This window comes from Pseudomonas asiatica, assembly GCF_009932335.1.
Taxonomy (GTDB): domain Bacteria; phylum Pseudomonadota; class Gammaproteobacteria; order Pseudomonadales; family Pseudomonadaceae; genus Aquipseudomonas; species Aquipseudomonas asiatica.
In genome coordinates this window covers 486,982-507,091 of sequence record NZ_BLJF01000003.1, presented here as the reverse complement: position 1 = coordinate 507,091, position 20,110 = coordinate 486,982, and the positions used below count along the sequence as shown (strand labels likewise).

The 20,110-nt window shown below is 63.1% G+C and carries 18 protein-coding genes and 1 pseudogene; 6 read left to right on the top strand and 13 right to left on the bottom strand.

What is annotated here, in order from left to right:
• Window positions 1–6: 6 nt before the first annotated feature.
• Window positions 7–2,220, bottom strand: a complete 2,214-nt coding sequence (locus GYA95_RS24905; protein WP_015272182.1) for a heavy metal translocating P-type ATPase — start codon at window positions 2,218–2,220, stop codon at window positions 7–9.
• A gap of 84 nt (window positions 2,221–2,304) precedes the next feature.
• Between GYA95_RS24905 and cadR the strand changes: the two genes are divergently transcribed.
• Window positions 2,305–2,748, top strand: coding sequence for a cadmium resistance transcriptional regulator CadR (gene cadR / locus GYA95_RS24900; RefSeq protein WP_015272183.1), 444 nt, complete (start codon window positions 2,305–2,307; stop codon window positions 2,746–2,748).
• 122 nt (window positions 2,749–2,870) lie between these two features.
• Here cadR and GYA95_RS24895 read toward each other — a convergent pair whose 3' ends face one another.
• From GYA95_RS24895 to GYA95_RS24885, 3 genes are read right to left on the bottom strand one after another with little or no spacing between them, the layout of a single operon-like run.
• On the bottom strand, window positions 2,871–3,842 hold the full coding sequence (locus tag GYA95_RS24895) for a thymidylate synthase (protein WP_013974664.1): 972 nt from the start codon (window positions 3,840–3,842) through the stop codon (window positions 2,871–2,873).
• Between the two features lie 51 nt (window positions 3,843–3,893).
• Window positions 3,894–4,700, bottom strand: coding sequence for a prolipoprotein diacylglyceryl transferase (lgt, locus tag GYA95_RS24890; RefSeq protein ID WP_013974665.1), 807 nt, complete (start codon window positions 4,698–4,700; stop codon window positions 3,894–3,896).
• 16 nt (window positions 4,701–4,716) lie between these two features.
• Window positions 4,717–5,499 (bottom strand): sulfite exporter TauE/SafE family protein, encoded by a 783-nt coding sequence (locus GYA95_RS24885; RefSeq protein WP_015272184.1) that lies wholly within the window; start codon window positions 5,497–5,499, stop codon window positions 4,717–4,719.
• Between the two features lie 128 nt (window positions 5,500–5,627).
• Between GYA95_RS24885 and GYA95_RS24880 the strand changes: the two genes are divergently transcribed.
• The gene (locus tag GYA95_RS24880; protein WP_015272185.1) at window positions 5,628–6,374 is read left to right on the top strand and encodes an NRDE family protein; all 747 of its coding nucleotides are present in this window, start codon (window positions 5,628–5,630) and stop codon (window positions 6,372–6,374) included.
• A 135-nt stretch (window positions 6,375–6,509) separates the two neighbouring features.
• Here the strand turns inward: GYA95_RS24880 and ptsP are convergent, their stop codons facing one another.
• Together ptsP and GYA95_RS24870 are read right to left on the bottom strand one after the other, a co-directional pair.
• Window positions 6,510–8,789, bottom strand: a complete 2,280-nt coding sequence (ptsP, locus tag GYA95_RS24875; RefSeq protein ID WP_015272186.1) for a phosphoenolpyruvate--protein phosphotransferase — start codon at window positions 8,787–8,789, stop codon at window positions 6,510–6,512.
• Window positions 8,790–8,811: 22 nt separating this feature from the next.
• Window positions 8,812–9,291 (bottom strand): RNA pyrophosphohydrolase, encoded by a 480-nt coding sequence (locus tag GYA95_RS24870; protein ID WP_003249017.1) that lies wholly within the window; start codon window positions 9,289–9,291, stop codon window positions 8,812–8,814.
• Window positions 9,292–9,432: 141 nt separating this feature from the next.
• Here GYA95_RS24870 and GYA95_RS24865 point away from each other — a divergent pair, with 141 nt between their 5' ends.
• Window positions 9,433–10,089, top strand: coding sequence for a histidinol-phosphatase (locus GYA95_RS24865; protein ID WP_003258535.1), 657 nt, complete (start codon window positions 9,433–9,435; stop codon window positions 10,087–10,089).
• Window positions 10,090–10,222: 133 nt separating this feature from the next.
• On the opposite strand, the pseudogene GYA95_RS24860 reads toward GYA95_RS24865, so the two are convergent.
• Together GYA95_RS24860 and ilvA are read right to left on the bottom strand one after the other, a co-directional pair.
• Window positions 10,223–10,645 (bottom strand): annotated as a pseudogene (locus tag GYA95_RS24860) (DUF2269 domain-containing protein); the annotation flags it as partial.
• A 195-nt stretch (window positions 10,646–10,840) separates the two neighbouring features.
• Window positions 10,841–12,355 (bottom strand): threonine ammonia-lyase, biosynthetic, encoded by a 1,515-nt coding sequence (gene ilvA / locus GYA95_RS24855; RefSeq protein ID WP_015272188.1) that lies wholly within the window; start codon window positions 12,353–12,355, stop codon window positions 10,841–10,843.
• Window positions 12,356–12,490: 135 nt separating this feature from the next.
• On the opposite strand from ilvA, the gene rpiA reads away from it, so the two are divergent.
• Window positions 12,491–13,165 carry a ribose-5-phosphate isomerase RpiA gene (rpiA, locus tag GYA95_RS24850; RefSeq protein WP_013974672.1) on the top strand — a complete coding sequence of 225 codons (675 nt, stop codon included), beginning with the start codon at window positions 12,491–12,493 and terminating at the stop codon, window positions 13,163–13,165.
• Window positions 13,166–13,281: 116 nt separating this feature from the next.
• On the opposite strand, the gene GYA95_RS24845 is transcribed toward rpiA, so the two are convergent.
• The 4 genes from GYA95_RS24845 to GYA95_RS24830 form a co-directional block, all read right to left on the bottom strand.
• Window positions 13,282–14,184 carry an SdiA-regulated domain-containing protein gene (locus GYA95_RS24845; protein WP_015272189.1) on the bottom strand — a complete coding sequence of 301 codons (903 nt, stop codon included), beginning with the start codon at window positions 14,182–14,184 and terminating at the stop codon, window positions 13,282–13,284.
• A 90-nt stretch (window positions 14,185–14,274) separates the two neighbouring features.
• Window positions 14,275–15,195 (bottom strand): SdiA-regulated domain-containing protein, encoded by a 921-nt coding sequence (locus tag GYA95_RS24840; RefSeq protein WP_015272190.1) that lies wholly within the window; start codon window positions 15,193–15,195, stop codon window positions 14,275–14,277.
• Window positions 15,196–15,315: 120 nt separating this feature from the next.
• Window positions 15,316–15,981 carry a fumarylacetoacetate hydrolase family protein gene (locus tag GYA95_RS24835; RefSeq protein WP_015272191.1) on the bottom strand — a complete coding sequence of 222 codons (666 nt, stop codon included), beginning with the start codon at window positions 15,979–15,981 and terminating at the stop codon, window positions 15,316–15,318.
• Window positions 15,982–16,006: 25 nt separating this feature from the next.
• Window positions 16,007–17,404 carry an FAD-binding oxidoreductase gene (locus GYA95_RS24830; RefSeq protein WP_015272192.1) on the bottom strand — a complete coding sequence of 466 codons (1,398 nt, stop codon included), beginning with the start codon at window positions 17,402–17,404 and terminating at the stop codon, window positions 16,007–16,009.
• A gap of 170 nt (window positions 17,405–17,574) precedes the next feature.
• Here GYA95_RS24830 and serA point away from each other — a divergent pair, with 170 nt between their 5' ends.
• Entirely contained in the window at window positions 17,575–18,804 is a 1,230-nt protein-coding gene (gene serA / locus GYA95_RS24825) for a phosphoglycerate dehydrogenase (protein WP_003258542.1), read from the top strand.
• Between the two features lie 105 nt (window positions 18,805–18,909).
• On the opposite strand, the gene GYA95_RS24820 is transcribed toward serA, so the two are convergent.
• A complete protein-coding gene (locus GYA95_RS24820; protein ID WP_015272193.1) occupies window positions 18,910–19,386 on the bottom strand; it encodes a DUF4399 domain-containing protein in 477 nt (158 codons plus the stop codon).
• Between the two features lie 224 nt (window positions 19,387–19,610).
• Between GYA95_RS24820 and GYA95_RS24815 the strand changes: the two genes are divergently transcribed.
• Complete coding sequence (locus GYA95_RS24815; RefSeq protein WP_043935986.1) at window positions 19,611–20,099, top strand: substrate-binding periplasmic protein; 489 nt, start codon at window positions 19,611–19,613, stop codon at window positions 20,097–20,099.
• Window positions 20,100–20,110: the final 11 nt, after the last annotated feature.

The following is a 20,110-nucleotide window of genomic DNA, read 5'->3' as shown; positions in this document are numbered from 1 at the left end:
CGTCCTCTATTTGCGCAACAGGCGCAAGCCGTTGAACACCACCAGCAGGCTCACGCCCATGTCGGCAAACACCGCCATCCACATGGTGGCCATGCCGGCAAAGGTGATCGCCAGGAATATCGCCTTGATGCCCAACGCCAGAACGATGTTCTGCATGAGGATCGCCGCACTTTGGCGCGACAGCCTGACGAAGGCCGGGATTTTCCGCAAGTCGTCGTCCATCAGCGCCACATCGGCGGTCTCGATGGCGGTGTCGGTACCGGCCGCCGCCATTGCAAAACCGATCTCGGCACGAGCCAGTGCCGGGGCGTCGTTGATGCCGTCACCGACCATGCCCACCCGATGGCCCTGGGCGTACAGGGTTTCGATGCTCTTGAGCTTGTCGGCAGGCAGCAGGTTGCCTTCGGCACGGTCGATACCCACCACGGTGGCGATGGCCTGGGCGGTATGTGGATTGTCACCGGTCAGCATGACAGTCTTGATGCCCAGCTCGTGCAGCTCGGCGATGGCCTGGCGACTGCTTTCCTTGACCGTGTCGGCCACCGCGAACAGCGCCAACGGGCCGGAGCGGTCGAGCAGCAGCACCACGGTCTTGCCCTGGCGCTCCAGCGCATCCAACTGGGCCTCGAGCTCGGGCGAGCACAGCCCCAGCTCCTCGACCAGACGGTGGTTACCCAAGTGGTAAACCTCACCCGCGATGGTGCCGCGCACGCCGCGCCCGGCAAGGGCTGCGAAGTCGTCTACCTCGCTCAAGGCCAGGCCTTGCTCCTTGCCGAACTGGGCAATGGCGCGGGAGACCGGGTGGTCCGAACGCTCGCCAAGGCTGGCGGCCAGGGCTTGCGCGCGGCCTTCGAACAGCGGCTCCAGTACCTTGGCATCGGTTTGCACCGGCTTGCCGTGGGTGATAGTGCCGGTCTTGTCCAGGGCCAGGAAGTCCAACTGGCGCCCGCCTTCCAGGTACACGCCACCCTTGATCAGGATGCCCTTGCGCGCGGCGGCAGCCAGGCCGCTGACGATGGTCACCGGGGTCGAGATCACCAGGGCACACGGGCAGGCCACCACCAGCAGCACCAGGGCGCGATAGACCCAGTCGAACCAGGCACCGGCCATGAACAGCGGCGGTATCACCGCAACGGCCAGGGCAATGGCAAACACCACTGGGGTGTAGATGCGCGAGAAGCGGTCGACGAAACGCTGGGTAGGCGCCCGCGCGCCTTGCGCTTCCTCGACGGCCTTGATGATCCGCGCCAGGGTCGATTGCCCGGCAGCAGCGGTAACGCGGAACTCCAGCGCCCCTGCCTGGTTGATGGTGCCGGCGAACAACTTGTCGCCCACCGTCTTCTCCACAGGCAGGCTTTCGCCGGTGATCGGTGCCTGATCGACGGTGGATTGCCCGCTGGTCACTTCACCGTCCAGGCCAATGCGTTCGCCGGGGCGTACCCGCACCAGGGCCCCGATGGCCACCTCCCGCACCTCTGCTTCCCGCCACTGGCCATCGGCCTGGCGCACGGTAGCCATGTCCGGGGTGAGCTGCATCAGGCCGCCAATGGCGTTGCGCGCGCGGTCCAGCGAGCGGGCTTCGATCAGCTCGGCGACGGTGAACAACACCATCACCATGGCCGCTTCCGGCCACTGGCCGATCAGCACCGCGCCAGTCACGGCAATGCTCATCAGCGCGTTGATGTTGAGGTTGCGGTTTTTCAGGGCGATCCAGCCCTTCTTGTAGGTACCCAGGCCACAGCCGAGGATCGCTGCCAGCGCCAGCGCCGCCACCACCCACTCCGGGGCCAGTGCGGCAAAGTGCACGATTTCGGCGGCGATCGCGGCAATACCGGACAGCGCCAGGGGCCACCAGCGGGTCTTGGCCACTTGCGGTGCGCTGGCAGTGCTATCGTCTTCGGCGCCAAGCGGCTCGGCTTTCATGCCCAGGCTGTCGATGGCCTGCTCGATTTCAGCAGTGCCACCCAGGGTGTGGCGCACGCCAAGCACACGGTTGATCAGGTTGAACTCCAGCTGCTCGATACCGGCCAGCTTGCCCAGCTTGTCCTGGATCAGGGTCTGCTCGGTAGGGCAGTCCATGGCCTCGATGCGGAAACGGCTGAACTGGGCGTGGCTGCTGGCCTTTTCGCTCAGCTGGACCAACGCTGGCGCAGCAGCGCTGCCACAGCAGCTGTGGGCGTGGTGATCGTGCTTGTGTTCGTGGCTGACAGGCTGGTTCATGGGGTCATCCTTAATTTGAGCCTGTTGCCAAGTGAACACCCTGTAGCCACTATAGGGTCAAGCCACTTGCTGGAGAATTTCGTGATGAAGATCGGAGAACTGGCCAAAGCCACCGACTGCGCCGTGGAAACCATCCGCTACTACGAGCGTGAACAGCTGCTGCCGGAGCCGGCACGCAGCGACGGCAACTACCGGCTGTACACCCAGGCCCACGTCGAGCGGCTTACCTTCATCCGCAACTGCCGCACCCTGGACATGACCCTGGATGAAATCCGCAGCCTGCTACGCCTGCGCGACAGCCCCGATGATTCGTGCGGCAGCGTCAATGCGCTGATCGACGAACATATCGAGCATGTGCAGGCTAGGATCGATGGCCTGGTGGCGCTGCAGGAACAGCTGGTGGAGCTGCGGCGGCGCTGCAATGCGCAAGGGGCGGAGTGTGCGATCTTGCAGCAACTGGAGACGAACGGGGCGGTATCGGTGCCGGAAACCGAGCATTCGCATGTGGGGCGAAGTCATGGGCATTGAGATTTTGGGGCTGCTTTGCAGCCCATCGCGACACAAGGCCGCTCCTACAGGCTACGCGATCTCCTGTAGGAGCGGCCTTGTGTCGCGAAAGGGGCGCAAAGCGCCCCCGGCAATCTAGAACATCACACCGCCATCGGCGCCGTCATCGGCGCATGGTGCTCATACCCTTCCAGCCAGAAATCGCTCGGCTCGATCTTCTCCAGCCACTCCGGCTCGTACTTGCCCGTCTCGGCAAACGCCGGCACGCGGTCGCTGATCACCAGCTTCGGCGCCTCCAGCGGCTCACGCTTGAGCTGCTCGTTGAGCATGTCCAGATGATTTTCATACACATGGGCATCGCCGATGAAGTAGGTGAACCAGCGCGGGGTGTAGCCGGTCAGGCGGCCGAACAGCGACAGCAGCGCCGCGCCTTCGGTGAGGTTGAACGGCGTACCCAGGCCCAGGTCGTTCGAGCGGATGTAGAGGGTCAGGGAGATTTCCCTGGTCTCAACGTTCGGGTGGAACTGGTACAGCAGGTGGCACGGCGGCAGGGCCATTTCGTCCAGCTGCGCACAGTTCCAGCCGTGGAACAGGATACGGCGGCTGCCCGGGTCGTTGGCGATGGTGTCCAGGCACTGGCGCACCTGGTCGATGGCCTTGTACAGGATGACGAACGCGACGCCGTCCTCCTCGTCCTGGGCGATGCGGCGGAAGCCCGCCTTCTCGGCCATTTCGATGGCCGCCGGGTTGCTCAGCGGGATGCGCTTGTAGCCCGGCCACTGGCGCCATTGCACGCCGTAGATCTCGCCCAGGTCGTCATGGCCCTGGCGGAACGGGTTGGCCAGCCACTGGGCGTTCTCGTTGGCGTTCTGGTCCCAGACCTTGCAGCCCAGTTCGCGGAATTCACCGGCGTTCTTCACGCCACGCAGGAAACCGACCATTTCACCGATCGCCGACTTGAACGCCAGTTTGCGCGTGGTAATGGCCGGGAAGCCCTTCTGCAAGTCGAAACGCAGCATGGCGCCCGGCAGGCTGATGGTGCGGATGCCGGTGCGGTTGCCCTGCAGCGTGCCGTTGTCGATGACGTCGCGGACCAGGTCCAGATACTGTTTCATGGCTTACCTGTAGCAAAAACGGCAGGGGGATCGCCCCTGCCGTGGGATTAATCAGGCGGGTTTCGCCGTAGGCTTGCGATTATAAGCCCACCAGATCAGGCCAAGGCCAGCCAGGATCATCGGCACGCACAGAATCTGACCCATGGTCAGCCAGCCCCAGGCCAGGTAGCCAAGCTGGGCATCCGGTACGCGGACGAATTCGACGATGAAGCGGAAGATACCGTAGAACAGCGCGAACATGCCGGATACCGCCATGGTCGGCCGCGGCTTGCGCGAGAACGCCCAGAGGATCAGGAACAGCGCCACACCTTCGAGTGCGAACTGGTAAAGCTGCGATGGGTGACGCGGCAGCTGCGCCGGGTCGCTGAACGGCGGGAAGACCATCGCCCATGGCACGTCGGTGGCCTTGCCCCACAGCTCGGCGTTGATGAAGTTGCCGATGCGCCCGGCCCCCAGGCCGATCGGCACCAGCGGGGCGACAAAGTCCATCAGCTCGAAGAACGACTTGTTGTTGCGCTTGCCGAACCACAAGGCCGCCAGCATCACGCCGATGAAACCGCCGTGGAACGACATGCCACCCTTCCACACTTCGAAGATCAGCGTCGGATTGGCCAGGTAGGCGTGCAGGTCGTAGAAAAGCACGTAGCCCAGGCGACCACCGACGATCACACCCATCGACAGCCAGAACACCAGGTCGGAGAGCTTTTCGCGCGTCCAGGTGGGGTCGAAGCGGTTCAGCCGGCGCGAGGCGAGCAGCCAGGCACCGCCGATGCCGACCAGGTACATCAGGCCGTACCAATGGATTTTCAGCGGCCCGATGGCCACGGCCACGGGGTCTATCTGCGGGTAAGGCAGCATGGAACTTCCTCTCGATTCAAATCAAAAAGCTGAGGCCGACACAGAACAGCAGGGCTGCGAACAGGCGTTTCAACAAACGTGGCGACAGCTTGTGCGCCAGGCGCGCGCCGAAGCGGGCGAAAAACATGCTGGTCACGGCAATGCCGAGCAGCGCCGGCAGGTACACGTAACCCAGGCTGTGGGCCGGCAGGTGCTGCTCGTGCCAACCCAGCAGCATGAAACTCAGGGCACTGGCCAAGGCAATGGGCAGGCCACAGGCCGAAGACGTGGCCACTGCCTGCTGCATGGGCAGGCTGCGCCAGGTCAGGAACGGCACGGTCAGCGAACCGCCGCCGATGCCGAAAATGGCCGAAGCCCAGCCGATCACCCCACCTGCACCGATCAGCGCGGGCTTGCCGGGGATGCCACGACTGGCCTTGGGTTTGAGGTCCAGGGCCATCTGCGCGGCGATGACCAGGGCGAACACACCGATGATCTTTTGCAGCAACGGCCCCTGTATCAGCGAGGCGGTCTTGGCGCCGACACCGGCCCCAAGGAGGATGCCGAGGGTCATCCAGGCGAAGATCGGCCATTGCACCGCGCCCTTGCGATGGTGCTCGAGCACGGCGTTGATCGAGGTGAAAACGATGGTTGCCAGCGACGTACCGACAGCCAGGTGGGTCAGCACCGAGGCATCGAAACCCTGCAAGGTGAAGCTGAACACCAGCACCGGCACGATGATGATACCGCCGCCCACGCCGAACAGCCCGGCCAGCACACCGGCGCAGGCGCCCAACAGCAGATAGAGCACGAATTCCATTCGTCTTCCCCGAGAAAACAATCCGGCATGGTAACGGAAGCCGGGCTCGGGGCTCTAGTGAACAGTGTGTCAGGATGGATCCTCCCTGCCGCTGTGGGTACAGTGGCGAAAAAACGGAGGCCCGACAGATGTGCCTGATCGTATTCGCCTGGCGGCCGGGGCACGCCCTGCCGCTGATCGTGGCGGCCAACCGCGATGAGTTCTATGCCCGCCCCACCCAGGCCCTGGCGGCCTGGGAGGATGCACCCGGGGTATATGCCGGGCGCGACCTGGAAGCCGGCGGCACCTGGCTGGGCGTCGGCCCGCAGGGGCGGTTCGCGGCGCTGACCAATATTCGCGACCCGGCGCAGGCACTGGGGCCACGCTCGCGGGGCGAGCTGGTGGCGGCGTATCTGCAGGGGGAGTTGGGGGTCGAGGCCTATCTGGACCAGGTGGCCAGCCGCAGCAGGCAATATTCAGGGTTCAACCTGCTGGTGGGCGATGGACGGCAGTTGGGCTACCTGCATGCCCAAGACGCGGCGCCGCGCTTGCTGGAGGCCGGGGTTTACGGGCTTTCCAATGCCGGGCTAGATACGCCTTGGCCGAAGCTGGTGAAGGCGCGCAGTGGGCTGGAAGGGTTACTGGAAACGCCAGAGCCACAGCGCTTGCTAGCGTTGCTGGCCGATGCCGAACCGGCGCCGGAGGGCGAGTTGCCGGAGACGGGCGTGGGGTTGGCGACCGAGAAGTTGCTGTCGAGCGTGTTCATTGCCAGCCAGAACTACGGGACGCGGGCGAGCACGGTGCTGATAGTGGATGATCAGGGGAAAAGGCGGCTTATTGAGCGCAGTTTTGGGCCATTTGGCGGGCACTTGGGGGAAGTTGAGCTTTCGGTCTGAGCACTGTGCTGGCCTTTGTGGGAGCGGGCGAGCCCGCGAACACCGGCGAAGCCGGTGCCATACAGCGAGTCGCCTGCTTCGCGGGCACGCCCGCTCCCACAAACCCGCGAAGAGGCCGGAACAGGCACCCCGCATTCAGAGGGTCTTATTGGCCCCAGGCCCGATCATCCGCGCCAACCCAAGGTTTTTCAGGGCCAGTTGCAGCGAGCTGTGGATAACCTGCGGGTTGTCATGGCTCAGTGCCTCGGTCAGCAATTCCTTGGCCTTGACCAGGTTGATCTGGCGCAGCATCCACTTCACCTTCGGCAGGTTGGTGGCGTTCATCGACAGACTGTCGAAGCCCATGGCCATCAACAGGATCGCCGCTGCCGGGTCACCGGCCATCTCACCGCAGATACTCACCGGCTTGCCTTCGCCATGGGCGTCGCGCACCACCGTGTTCAGCGCCTGCAACACCGCCGGGTGCAGGTAGTCGTACAGGTCGGCGACCCGCGGGTTGTTGCGGTCCACCGCCAGCAGGTACTGGGTCAGGTCGTTGGAACCGACCGACAGGAAGTCCACCTGCCGCGCCAGCTCCTTGGTCTGGTAAACCGCCGCAGGAATTTCCACCATCACGCCAACTGGTGGCATCGGCACATCGGTGCCTTCGTCACGCACCTCGCCCCAGGCGCGGTGGATCAGGTGCAGCGCCTCTTCCAGCTCATGGATGCCGGAAATCATCGGCAGCAGGATACGCAGGTTGTTCAGCCCCTCGCTGGCCTTGAGCATGGCGCGGGTCTGAACCAGGAAGATTTCCGGGTGGTCGAGGGTGACGCGGATGCCGCGCCAGCCGAGGAACGGGTTTTCTTCCTTGATCGGGAAGTACGACAGCGACTTGTCGCCACCGATGTCGAGGGTACGCATGGTCACCGGCAGCGGGTGGAAGGCCGCCAGCTGCTCGCGGTAGATGGCCAGCTGCTCTTTCTCGCTGGGGAAGCGCTGGTTGATCATGAACGGCACTTCGGTGCGGTACAGCCCCACCCCTTCGGCGCCACGCTGCTGGGCACGGGCCACGTCGGCGAGCAGGCCGGTGTTGACCCACAGCGGCATGCGGTGGCCGTCCGGGGTAACGCACGGCAGTTCGCGCAGGGCATCCAGGCCCTGGGCCAGCTGGCGCTCCTCCTCGACCACGTCGCTGTACTGCTTGCGCAGCACTTCGCTGGGGTTGGTGAACACCTCGCCCTTGTAGCCGTCGACGATCATCTCGATGCCGTCGACCTTGGAATAAGGCAAATCGACCAGGCCCATCACCGTGGGGATGCCCATGGCGCGAGCCAGGATGGCGACGTGGGAGTTGCCCGAGCCCAGTACCGAGACCAGGCCGACCAGCTTGCCTTCAGGCACTTCGCCGAGCATCGCCGGGGTCAGCTCTTCACTGACCAGGATGGTGTTGTCGGCATACACCAGCGACTGCGCGCGGGCTTCCTGCAGGTAGGCCAGCAGGCGCCGGCCCAGGTCCTTGACGTCGGAGGCGCGCTCGCGCAGGTAGTCATCGTCCATCAGCTCGAAGCGGTTGACGTGCTCGCCCACCACCTGGCGCAGTGCGCCCTGGGCCCACTGGCCGGTCTTGATGACTTCGGTCACCTCACCGCCCAGAGCCGCGTCTTCGAGCATCATCAGGTACACATCGAACAGTGCACGCTCCTCCGGGCGCAGCTGGGTGGCCAGCTTGGCCGACAGCTTGCGCATATCGTCGCGCACACCTTCGAGGGCGTTCTGGAACAGCTTCAGTTCGGCGTCGATGTCATCGACGGTCTTGTCCGGCACCACTTCCAGATCGGCTGGCGGTAGCATCACCACTGCGCGCCCCACGGCGGCGCCAGGCGAGCCCGGTACGCCGACGAAGCGCGCTTCCTGGATGCCCTTGCCCTGGCGGCCCAGGCCACGGATCGAGCCAGTAGCCTCGGCGTGGGCGATAACCCCTGCGAGCTGGGCGCTCATGGTGACCAGGAAGGCTTCTTCGCCCTCGTCGAACTGGCGGCGCTCCTTTTGCTGGATGACCAATACCCCGACCACGCGGCGGTGGTGGATAATCGGCGCACCGAGGAAGGAGGCGAATTTTTCCTCGCCGGTTTCGGCAAAGTAGCGGTAACGCGGGTGGTCGGCAGCGTTTTCCAGGTTCAGCGGCTCTTCCCGGGTACCGACCAGGCCGACCAGGCCTTCGTTGGGGGCCATGCTGACCTTGCCGATGGAACGCTTGTTCAGGCCTTCGGTGGCCATCAGCACGAAGCGGTTGGTTTCCGGGTCGAGCAGGTAGACCGAGCAGACCTGGCTGCCCATGGCCTCCTTGACACGCAAGACAATGATCCCCAACGCCGACTTGAGATCTTTGGCGGAGTTTACTTCCTGGACGATCTTGCGCAGCGTATTGAGCATGGCTCGGGGTCGAACTCCGTCGTCAGTCGCGCGTCAGCAGACGCGGTGCTAGCTCTTTCAGGGCGCGTCGGTAGACCTCGCGCTTGAATGTCACAACCTGGCCCAGCGGGTACCAATAGCTGACCCAGCGCCAGCCGTCGAATTCCGGCTTGCCGGTCAGGTCCATCCGCACCCGTTGTTCGTTGCTGACCAGACGCAGCAGGAACCATTTCTGCTTCTGGCCGATGCACAGCGGCTGGCTATGCGTACGCACCAGTCGCTGGGGTAAACGATAACGCAACCAGCCACGGGTGCAGGCAAGAATTTCCACATCATCGCGTTCAAGGCCAACTTCTTCGTTCAGCTCGCGGTACAGGGCATCTTCCGGCGTCTCGTCAGGGTTGATGCCACCCTGGGGAAACTGCCAGGCATCCTGGTTGATCCGTCGAGCCCATAGCACCTGCCCGGCATCATTCGTGAGAATGATCCCGACATTGGGGCGAAAACCATCCGGGTCGATCACGGCAGCAACCTCGCAAACGCATGTCACCGCATTGTTCCACAAAGCTTGCGAGCGCAGCAACGCGCCCGCCAAGCTTATGTGCAGCAGCGTGAAAACTCCGTATTCTGCGGGCCTACCCTGTGGCTTATGCGAGTGACCGCGATGCGCCTGGCTTTATTCGACCTGGACAATACCCTCCTCGGTGGCGACAGCGACCATGCCTGGGGTGACTACCTTTGCCAGCGCGGCATCCTCGACCCGGTTACCTACAAGCAACGCAACGATGGCTTCTATCAGGAATACCTGAACGGCACCCTGGACCTGCAGGCCTACCTGGCCTTTTCCATGGAAATCCTTGCGGCAACACCGGTAGCCCAGCTCGACGAATGGCACCGCGACTTCATGCGCGCCTGCATCGAGCCGATCATCCTGCCCAAGGCGCTGACCTTGCTGCAGCAGCACCGCGAGGCCGGCGACCAGCTGGTGATCATCACCGCCACCAACCGCTTCGTCACCGCACCGATTGCCCGGCGCCTGGGGGTTCGCGTGTTGCTGGCGACCGAATGCGAAACGCGTGATGGCCGCTATACCGGGCGTAGTACCGATATACCGTGTTTCCGTGAAGGCAAGGTGACGCGGCTGGAGCGCTGGATGCTGGAAAACGGCTTCGACCTTGAGGACAGCTATTTCTATAGCGACTCGATGAACGATTTGCCGCTGTTGCAGCGGGTGGCGCATGCGGTGGCGGTGGACCCCGACCCGAAGCTGCGGGCGGAGGCCGAGATGCGTGGGTGGCCTGTGGTTTCGCTGCGGGATTGAGGTTTTCCTGTAGCGGCCACTTCGCGGGCATGCCCGCTCCCACAGGGATCACCACAGGCCTGGAGGGCTGCGCCGTACCTGTGGGAGCGGGCGCGCCCGCGAAGAGGCCGGTACATACAGCACTAGGCTGACAGACCGGCTTGGCCCCCATCAGCCCGGCGATGGACAGGAAGCAAACCCCACTGAACACCGCCAGTGCCAAGGTAAAGCGCAGCCCCACCACCTCGGCCTTGCGCAGCCGGTTCAACCGCACCAGCAGCCACCACACGGCAAACGCGCCCAGCGTATAGATGACGCTGGACGCCAGCACCCAGGTCTGCCCCAGCGGCCAGCCCACCAGGTGCACCAGCCACCAGCCGGTGAACGGCATGCTCACCAGGCACAGGCCCATCACCAGCCAGACGAACACCAGCGGCCGACGCAGCAGCTTGGCGTAGGCCTCGGCATCGCCCTGGCGGCGGGCGCGCACGGTCCAGAGCGCCAGGCCCAGAGCACCCAGCAGCAGGAGCGCGGTGGCGATGATGTGCAGGGTCTTGAGGGTGGTCAGGTGTTCCATGTCCGAATTGTCCTTTGTCAGGCCATTTTTGCAGCAGCCCCTAACCCTTGTAGGAGCGGCCTTGTGTCGCGAAAGGGCCGCAAAAGCGGCCCCGGGATCTCGGCCATGATCACACATTGCCGGGGCCGCCTTGCGGCCCATCGCGACACAAGGCCGCTCCTACAAAAAGCGAGATATCTGGCTTAGCTTAGCCGCTCAGCCCAGGAACAGCTTGTAAGCCGGGTTGTCGGTTTCGTCCCAGTACGGGTAGCCGATCTTCGCCAGCGCCGCCGGCACCATGTGGCGCTCGTCCTCCGGCACCTGCAACCCCGCCACCACGCGCCCGTCAGCGGCGCCATGGTTGCGGTAGTGGAACATCGAAATGTTCCAGCGCCCGCCCAGCTTGTTGAGGAAGTTGAACAGCGCCCCCGGCCGCTCGGGGAACTCGAAGCGCAGCACCATCTCGTCACTGGCACCGGCCGAATGACCACCAACCATATGGCGAATATGCAGCTTGGCCAGCTCGTTGTCGGTCAAGTCGGTAACCGGGAAGCCCTGCTCGGTCAGTTGCTGTACCAGCGCCGCACGCGGGTCGTTTTCCGGGTGGGTCTGCACGCCGACGAAGATATGCGCCTCGTCGGAGGTGTGCTTGCGGTAGTTGAATTCGGTGATCTGGCGCTTGCCGATAGCCTCGCAGAAGGCCTTGAAGCTGCCCGGGCGCTCAGGGATGGTCACGGCGATGATCGCTTCGCGCTTTTCACCCAGCTCGGCACGCTCGGCCACATGGCGCAGGCGGTCGAAGTTGACGTTGGCACCGGAGTCGATGGCCACCAGGGTCTGCCCGGTCACGCCGTACAACTCGACGTACTTCTTGATGCCCGCCACGCCCAAGGCACCGGCAGGTTCGGTGATCGAGCGGGTATCATCGTAGATATCCTTGATAGCCGCGCAGATTTCGTCGGTACTGACGGTGACCACTTCATCCACATGATGGCGGCAGATGTCGAAGGTGTGCTGGCCGATCTGCGCCACCGCCACGCCGTCGGCGAACAGCCCGACCTGCGGCAGCACCACGCGCTCGCCGGCCGCCATGGCCGCCTGCAGGCAGTTGGAGTCGTCCGGCTCGACACCAATCACTTTGATTTCCGGGCGCAGGTATTTCACGTATGCAGCAATGCCGGCGATCAGGCCACCGCCACCCACCGGCACGAAGATCGCGTCCAGCTGGCCTGGGTGCTGGCGCAGGATCTCCATGGCCACGGTGCCCTGCCCGGCGATGGTGTGCGGGTCGTCGTAGGGGTGCACGTAGACGAAGCCCTTTTCATCGACCAGTTTCAGCGAATAGGCCAGCGCCTCGGGGAACGAGTCGCCATGCAGCACCACCTTGCCGCCCCGCGAACGCACGCCCTCGACCTTGATCTCCGGGGTGGTCTTGGGCATCACGATAGTGGCCTTGATGCCCATCTCGCGCGCGGCCAGGGCTAGGCCCTGGGCGTGGTTGCCGGCCGAGGCGGTGACCACGCCACGGGCCAGTTCTTCCGGGGTCAGTTGGGCCAGCTTGTTGTAGGCCCCGCGGATCTTGAACGAGAACACCGGCTGCAGGTCTTCGCGCTTGAGCAGAATCTGGTTGCCCAGGCGCTTGCTCAGCTGCCCGGCGCTCTGGAGCGGGGTTTCGACCGCAACGTCGTAGACGCGCGAGGTGAGGATCTTCTTGACGTACTGTTCGAGCATCGGGAATGCATCACTGGGCCGCGGGACAAGGGCTGGGAGTCTACCCCAGCGCTACGTCGGGCGACCACAGCAAAGCCGCCCGAGCCGTTATACTAGGCTCTTTTCAAAACCGCCCTGCCCCCTCTCGGAGCCCGCATGACCCAGGACCAACTCAAACAGGCCGTCGCCCAGGCCGCTGTCGACTTCATTCTGCCCAAGCTGGATGAAAAGAGCGTCGTCGGCGTCGGCACCGGTTCGACCGCCAACTTCTTCATCGACGCCCTGGCTCAGCACAAGACCGCCTTCGACGGCGCGGTCGCCAGCTCCGAAGCCACTGCCCAGCGTCTGAAGGGCCATGGCATCCCGGTCTACGAGCTGAACAGCGTCAGCGAACTGGAGTTCTACGTGGACGGCGCCGACGAGAGCGACGCGCACCTGAACCTGATCAAAGGCGGCGGCGCAGCCCTGACCCGCGAGAAGATCGTCGCCGCCGTGGCCAAGACCTTCATCTGCATCGCCGATGCCAGCAAGCTGGTACCGGTGCTGGGCGCGTTCCCGCTGCCGGTCGAAGTGATCCCGATGGCCCGCAGCCACGTGGCGCGCCAGCTGGTCAAATTGGGCGGTGACCCGGTGTACCGTGAGGGCGTGGTTACCGACAACGGCAACGTGATCCTCGATGTGCACAACCTGCAGATCACCAACCCGGTGGAGCTGGAAGCGCAGATCAATGCCATTGTTGGCGTGGTGACCAACGGCCTGTTCGCGGCGCGGCCGGCAGATTTGCTGCTGCTGGGTACCTCTGAGGGCGTGAAGAGCCTCAAGGCCGAGTAACTTTCTGCTAGAGCTTCGCCCTCGATTCGCAGCACAAGGCTGCTCCTACAGGGGTACGCGGTTTCCTGTAGGAGCAGCCTTGTGCTGCGAATGGGCTGCAAAGCAGCCCCACCTGCTCACTCCGCTGGCTGTTTGAACACATAGAACAGGTTCGGCTCACTGACCAGATAGATGGTCCCCGCCTCATCCATCGCAATCCCCTCCGCCTGTGGCACCGTCGCCTGCAACCCCTGGAACCCCTTGCGCAACGACAAGGTACTCAGCGGCCGGCCCTCCACATCCAGCTCCAGCACCAGCCGCGACTCGTCCGACAGCGCCAGCAGGTGCCCGCTGCGCTCATCGAACTGCAAGCTCGACAGGTCCCGCACGAACAGCCGCGAATCACGCTTGCGGTCCTGCACCACATGCACCGCATAGGGCTGCTCAGGATTGTCGTGCGGGAAGCCATGCACCTCGTAGATCAGCATTGGGTCACGCTCCTTGGCCACGAACAGGCGCTTGCCCGCCGAATCATAGGCCAGCCCCTCGAAGCCCTTGTTGCCATTCAGGCCAATGCCCAGGGTCAGCTGCTCGGCATCGCCGGCATCGAGGAACATCGTGTCGTCCTCCAGGCGCACGCGAATCAGCCGCTGCTGACGCTCGTCGGTGATCACATAGCTGTTGGGCCCGACGTACTCCACGGCTTCCGGGTCGCCGAAGCCGGTCAGCGGCACTCGGCGCAGGATGCGCCCGTCCAGCGACAGCTCGATCAGCTCCGAGCGTGCATTGGTAACGGTAAACAGAGTCTTGCGGTCGGGGTCGTAGGTCAGCGCCGAGATGTCGTCATCCAGCCCCTCGATCGGCTGCGCCTCCACCACCACCCGGTAACGGTCCAGGCCGATGCTTTGCTCGGCTGGCTGCCACCAGGCGTTGAGGTTGAACCAGCCACGCTCGAACAGGCGAAACTCCTGCCCGGCCAAGCCGAGCAGGATCAGGCCGATAACGACCAGAACAGGGAACGGACGAACAAAACGGCGCATGAGGGAAGACTCGACACAGGGGTGACGAATCTAATCACGAACAACTGAAGTAAAGCTTAATGCCAGCATCCGAAAAGTCGGATGTTTGGGTCAGTTTTTGCTGAAGCGATAGAACAGTGCAGGCTCGCTGACCATGTACAGGTTGCCCTTGTCGTCCATGGCCACCCCTTCGGCACGCGGGATGGTGTCCTGCAGGCCGTTGAAACCGCCGAGCAGGGTCATGAAACTGACTTGCTGGCCCTGCTCGTCCAGTTCCAGAAGCATGTTGGAGTCGGACGACAGCACCAGCAAGTGGCCGGTACGCGGATCCACGCCAAGCGCCGATAGGTTGCGCAGGTCAAGTTCATCACTGGGCAAAAGCTGTTTTTCACCCGTGAGCGGGCTGCGGCCGTCGGTATTCCAGGTATACAGCCTGGGCGGGCGCTCCTCGCCGATGACCAGGCGCTGGCGCAGCGGGTCCCAGGCCACCGCCTCGAAGCCCTTGTTGCTCTTCAACGACGGGCCCAGGTCGTGGCTCTGGAAATCATCATGGTTCAACGAGGTGGTCTGCGCATCCACCTTGACCACGGTCAGGTCGTGCAGGCGCTCATCGGTGATTGCCAGGTAGCCGTCTTCCAGTACGGCGACGCCTTCCGGGTTGTTCCAGCCGTTGAGGGGGATCTTGCGCAGTACATCGCCATCCAGGCTCAGTTCGACCAGGATCGGGTTCTTGCCCATGACTGCGAACAGGGTGCGGGTACGCGGGTTGAAGGCCACATCTGAAGCTTCATCGTCGTCCATGCCCGGCAACGGTTTGGCATTGATGTCGACCTTGTAGTCTGGTAGCCATACGCTCTCGCTGCGCTCGGCGGCGCTTTCGAAACTTTCTTTGACCCACAGCGCACCGCGGTCATCCCAGTGCATGGCTACGGCCACGCCATAGCCGACTACCGCCGCCACAGCCAGGCCGAAGGGCCAGCGCAGAAAGAAACGACGCTTGGGGGTTGCCGGGGCGCTGGAGGGAGATGGCATGCAGGGGTCCTGGGGAAATGGGCGAAGATTCGCGCATTATCCGGATCAGGTGTGAAAAATCGGTAAACAGGACCGGCCTCTTCGCGGGTTTACCCGCGAAGAAGGCGACGCGGTCTCGAGTCAGAGCACCCGGCTTTCGAAGCGGCTCACACCCGGCAACTCCAGCACCAATTCGTCACCGACATTGAACGGCCCCACACCCGCCGGGGTACCGGTGAGGATCACATCCCCCGCCTGCAGCGAGAAATGCGCGGCCATGTGCTGGATCATCGGCACGATCGGGTTGAGCATCATCGCGCTGTTACCATCCTGGCGAACTTCGCCGTTGACGGTCAGGCGCACTGGGATGTCGGTCACATCCTCGAAGCTGGCGGCCGACACGAACGGCGGCAGTACGCAGGCGCCATCGAAGCACTTGGCCAACTCCCAGGGCAGGCCCTTCTCTTTCAGCTTGGCCTGCACGTCACGCAGGGTAAGGTCTAGCGCCGGTGCATAGCCGGAAATGGCGTCCAGCACCTCTTCCTCACTCGGGTGAGTCGACAGCGGCTTGCCCAGCAGCACGGCAATTTCCGCCTCATAGTGCACCGAGCCACGTTCCGTCGGGATCTTGAAGCCGCCCTCGGCTGGTACCACGCAGCTGCCCGGCTTGATGAACAGCAGCGGTTCGGTGGGGATCGGATTGTCCAGCTCCTTGGCATGCTCGGCATAGTTACGGCCGATGCAAACCACCTTGCCCAGCGGGAAGTGAATGCGTGTGCCGTCTACGTACTGATGCTGGTAACTCATGGCCGACTCCTCTGGACACTGCTTTCTATTCAGGTGCGAAGATCTTACCCGGATTCATGATGCCGTTAGGGTCGAACACGGCCTTTATTGCCTTCATGCAGGCAATTTCTTCGGGCGAGCGGCTATAGCCCAGGTAGTCACGCTTGGTCATGCCCACACCATGCTCGGCGGAGATCGAGCCGTTGTAGCGCTCGACGATCTCGAACACCCACTTGTTGACCTTGGTGCACGAGGCGAAGAAGTCGTCCTTGCTCATGTGCTCGGGCTTGAGGATGTTCAGGTGCAGGTTGCCGTCGCCGATGTGGCCGTACCACACCACTTCGTAATCCGGGTAATGTTCGGCGACGATGGCATCTATATCGCGCAGGAACGCTGGCACTTTCGACACCGTGACAGAAATGTCGTTCTTGTACGGGGTCCAGTGCGAGATGGTTTCCGACAGGTACTCGCGCAGTTTCCACAGGTTTTTCAGCTGGGTCTCACTCTGGCTCATCACCCCGTCCAGCACCCAGCCTTGCTCGACGCAGTGCTCGAAGGTGGCCAGGGCTTCGTTGGCCACCTCCTCGGTGCTGGCCTCGAATTCCAGCAGCGCATAGAACGGGCAGTCGGTCTCGAACGGTGCCGGCACATCGCCACGCGCCAGGATCTTGGCCAGGCCCTTGTCGGAAAAGAACTCGAAGGCGGTCAGGTCCAGCTTGCCCTGGAAGGCATGCAGCACCGGCATGATCGAGTCGAAATCCGGGGTCCCCAGCACCATCGCGGTGAGGTTGCGCGGCGCACGGTCCAGACGCATGGTGGCCTCGACCACAAAGCCCAGGGTACCTTCGGCACCGATGAACAGCTGCCGCAGGTCGTAGCCGGTGGCGTTCTTGATCAGGTCCTTGTTCAGCTCCAGCAGCTCACCCTTGCCGGTCACCACTTTCAACCCGGCCACCCAGTTGCGGGTCATGCCGTAGCGAATCACCTTGATTCCGCCGGCATTGGTGCCGATATTGCCGCCAATCTGGCTGGAACCGCTGGAGGCGAAGTCCACGGGGTAATACAGGCCCTGTTCTTCGGCGTAGGCCTGCAGCTGGCGGGTAATCACCCCTGGCTGGCAGACCACGGTGCGGTCGAAGGCATTGAAGCCGAGAATCTGGTTCATGTAGTCGAAGGCGACCACCACTTCGCCATTGGCCGCCACGGCGCCTGCGGAAAGCCCGGTACGCCCGCCAGACGGCACCAGCGCCACCTTGTGCGTATTGGCCCAGCGCACGATCGCCTGCACCTGCTCCACCGTCTTGGGAAAGACGATGGCGCTGGGTGCCGGTGGGTAATGCTTGGTCCAGTCCTTGCCATAGGCTTCCAGGGAAGCTGCGTCGGTCAGGACCTTGCCAGGGTCGACAAGGGTCATCAGTTCATCAATTACAGCGGGGTGGGTCATCGCTGGAACTCTCGACTTATTCATAGTCACCCTGAGCACTCTTCACCTGTCGGGATAAGCTCAGATTGTGTCGCGTATGCTAGCATAGCCCTCCCGCTGTTCATGCTAAGGCCGCCTTTGCGCCTAGCATCACCCTCGCCATTTTTTCTCCGGGATACAGGTTTACGCAGATGAGCAAGACTTCTCTCGACAAGAGCAAGATCCGGTTCCTTCTTCTTGAAGGTGTGCACCAGAACGCGGTCGATACCCTCAAGGCCGCCGGCTACACCAACATCGAATACCTCACTGGTTCGCTGCCGGAAGCCGAGCTGAAGGAAAAGATCGCAGATGCCCACTTCATCGGCATCCGTTCGCGCACCCAGCTGACCGAAGAGATCTTCGACTGCGCCAAGAAACTGGTCGCCGTTGGCTGCTTCTGCATCGGCACCAACCAGGTCGACCTGGAAGCTGCCCGCGAGCGCGGTATCGCCGTGTTCAACGCGCCATACTCCAACACCCGTTCGGTAGCCGAACTGGTACTGGCCGAAGCCATCCTGCTGCTGCGCGGCATCCCCGAGAAGAACGCTTCCTGCCACCGTGGCGGCTGGATCAAGAGCGCGGCCAATTCCTTCGAAATCCGCGGCAAGAAGCTGGGTATCGTCGGTTACGGCTCGATCGGCACCCAGCTGTCGGTCCTGGCCGAGAACATGGGCATGCAGGTGTATTTCTACGACCCGCTGACCAAGCTGCCACTGGGCAACGCCGTGCAGGTCACCAGCCTGCACGAGCTGCTGGGCCTGGCCGACATCGTTTCGCTGCACGTGCCTGAGCTGCCGTCCACCCAGTGGATGATCGGCGAGAAGGAAATCCGCGCGATGAAGAAGGGCGCGATCCTGATCAACGCCGCACGCGGCACGGTGGTCGAGCTGGACCACCTGGCCGCCGCCATCAAGGACCAGCACCTGATCGGCGCCGCCATCGACGTGTTCCCGGTGGAGCCGCGCTCCAACGACGAGCAGTTCGAAAGCCCGCTGCGTGGCCTGGACAACGTGATCCTGACCCCGCACATCGGTGGTTCCACTGCCGAAGCCCAGGCCAACATCGGCCTGGAAGTGGCCGAGAAGCTGGTCAAGTACAGCGACAACGGTACCTCGGTATCCTCGGTCAACTTCCCGGAAGTGGCCCTGCCGGCGCACCCAGGCAAGCACCGCCTGCTGCACATCCACGAAAACATCCCGGGCGTGCTCAGCGAAATCAACAAGGTCTTCGCCGAGAACGGCATCAACATCTCTGGTCAGTTCCTGCAGACCAACGAGAAAGTCGGTTACGTGGTGATCGACGTTGACGCCGAGTACTCCGACCTGGCGCAAGAGAAGCTGCAACAGGTCAAGGGCACCATCCGTTCCCGCGTGCTGTTCTAAGTTCGCTGGCGGCATGAAAAAAGGGAGGCCCTGGTGGCCTCCCTTTTTTTGCCTGTGACATTGGTGTCGCTTGCTTCGCGGGCTTGCCCGCGAAGAGCTCAACCCCTATTTCACGTCGACAGTAATCTTCTGCGACACGACGCTCGGCTTGAACGGCACGTGATACTGGTCACCCAGCACCAGCTGCAGGGTGTGCTTGCCTGGGGTCAGGGTAATGCTGGTTTCGGTCTGCGCCTTGCCGAAGTGCAATACTTGCGGGCCATCCGGCAACGCGGTGCCGGCCTGTGGCATCAGGCTGGCCGGCAGGGCCATGTCGGCCACCGGCTCTTTATCCACATCCACCAGCAGGTGGTGGTGGCCGGAGTGCGGGGTGTTGTCACCCGCAGGCTTGAGCGCCATGCCCTCGATGCCGAACTTGACGGTGAAGGTCTTGTCGACCGTGGCGCCATCGGCAGGGGAAACGATGAAGACCTTGGCATCCTTGGGCGGCTCCTGGCTCTTCAGGGCATCTGCGGCACTGGCGAACATCGACGCTCCCATCATCAGACCAGCAACGGCAGCACGCGAAAATAGGCTGTTCATTCACTTCTCCTGTGATTCACTTATTGACCGCCGCCAGTATTCCAGTGGCGGCGGTGGTTCACCTTAGTTGATATGTTTGCCCAGATGTTCACATCCTCAGGCAGAAATATTTCAATCAGGGTTAAACAATGCCGAGGCTTCAAGGTCATAGGCTGCGCTCGACCACGGCGAGGAAGAAAGCCGTGGCGAAGGTTATTCATCTGCCAAAGAGAAAAGGGGCTTTAATGCGTTCGACCATAGGAGTAATGCTGGCGGTACTGATCACGCCATTGGCTCAGGCCGAGCTGATAGACGAAATTGCCGACCGGGGCGAACTGCGCATAGCCGTACAGGCCGACAACTCGCCGTACGCATTCAAGGAAAATGACCACCTGAGCGGCTTCGAGATCGACTTCGGCCAGGCGCTGGCCAAGGAACTGGACCTGCGCGCCGAGTTCATCGAAGCCCCTGCGGCAGAGGTACTGCCCGGTGTCGAGAGTGGCAAGTACGACATCGCACTGACCCCGTCGAGCGAATCGCCCAAAGGTGACGGCCAGCTCGATATGAGCCTGCCGTTTGGCGAGAAGCAGCTGGTGATCCCGTTCCAGAAGGACAACCCGGCGTTCGAGAGCGCGGTGAACAATGCACTGCAGCGGCTCAAGGACAGCGGGCGGACTGCCGAGCTTGAGCAGAAGTGGTTCAAGGGTGTGCCTGAGACTGCGTCCGGGCAGTAAGCGCTTTATTG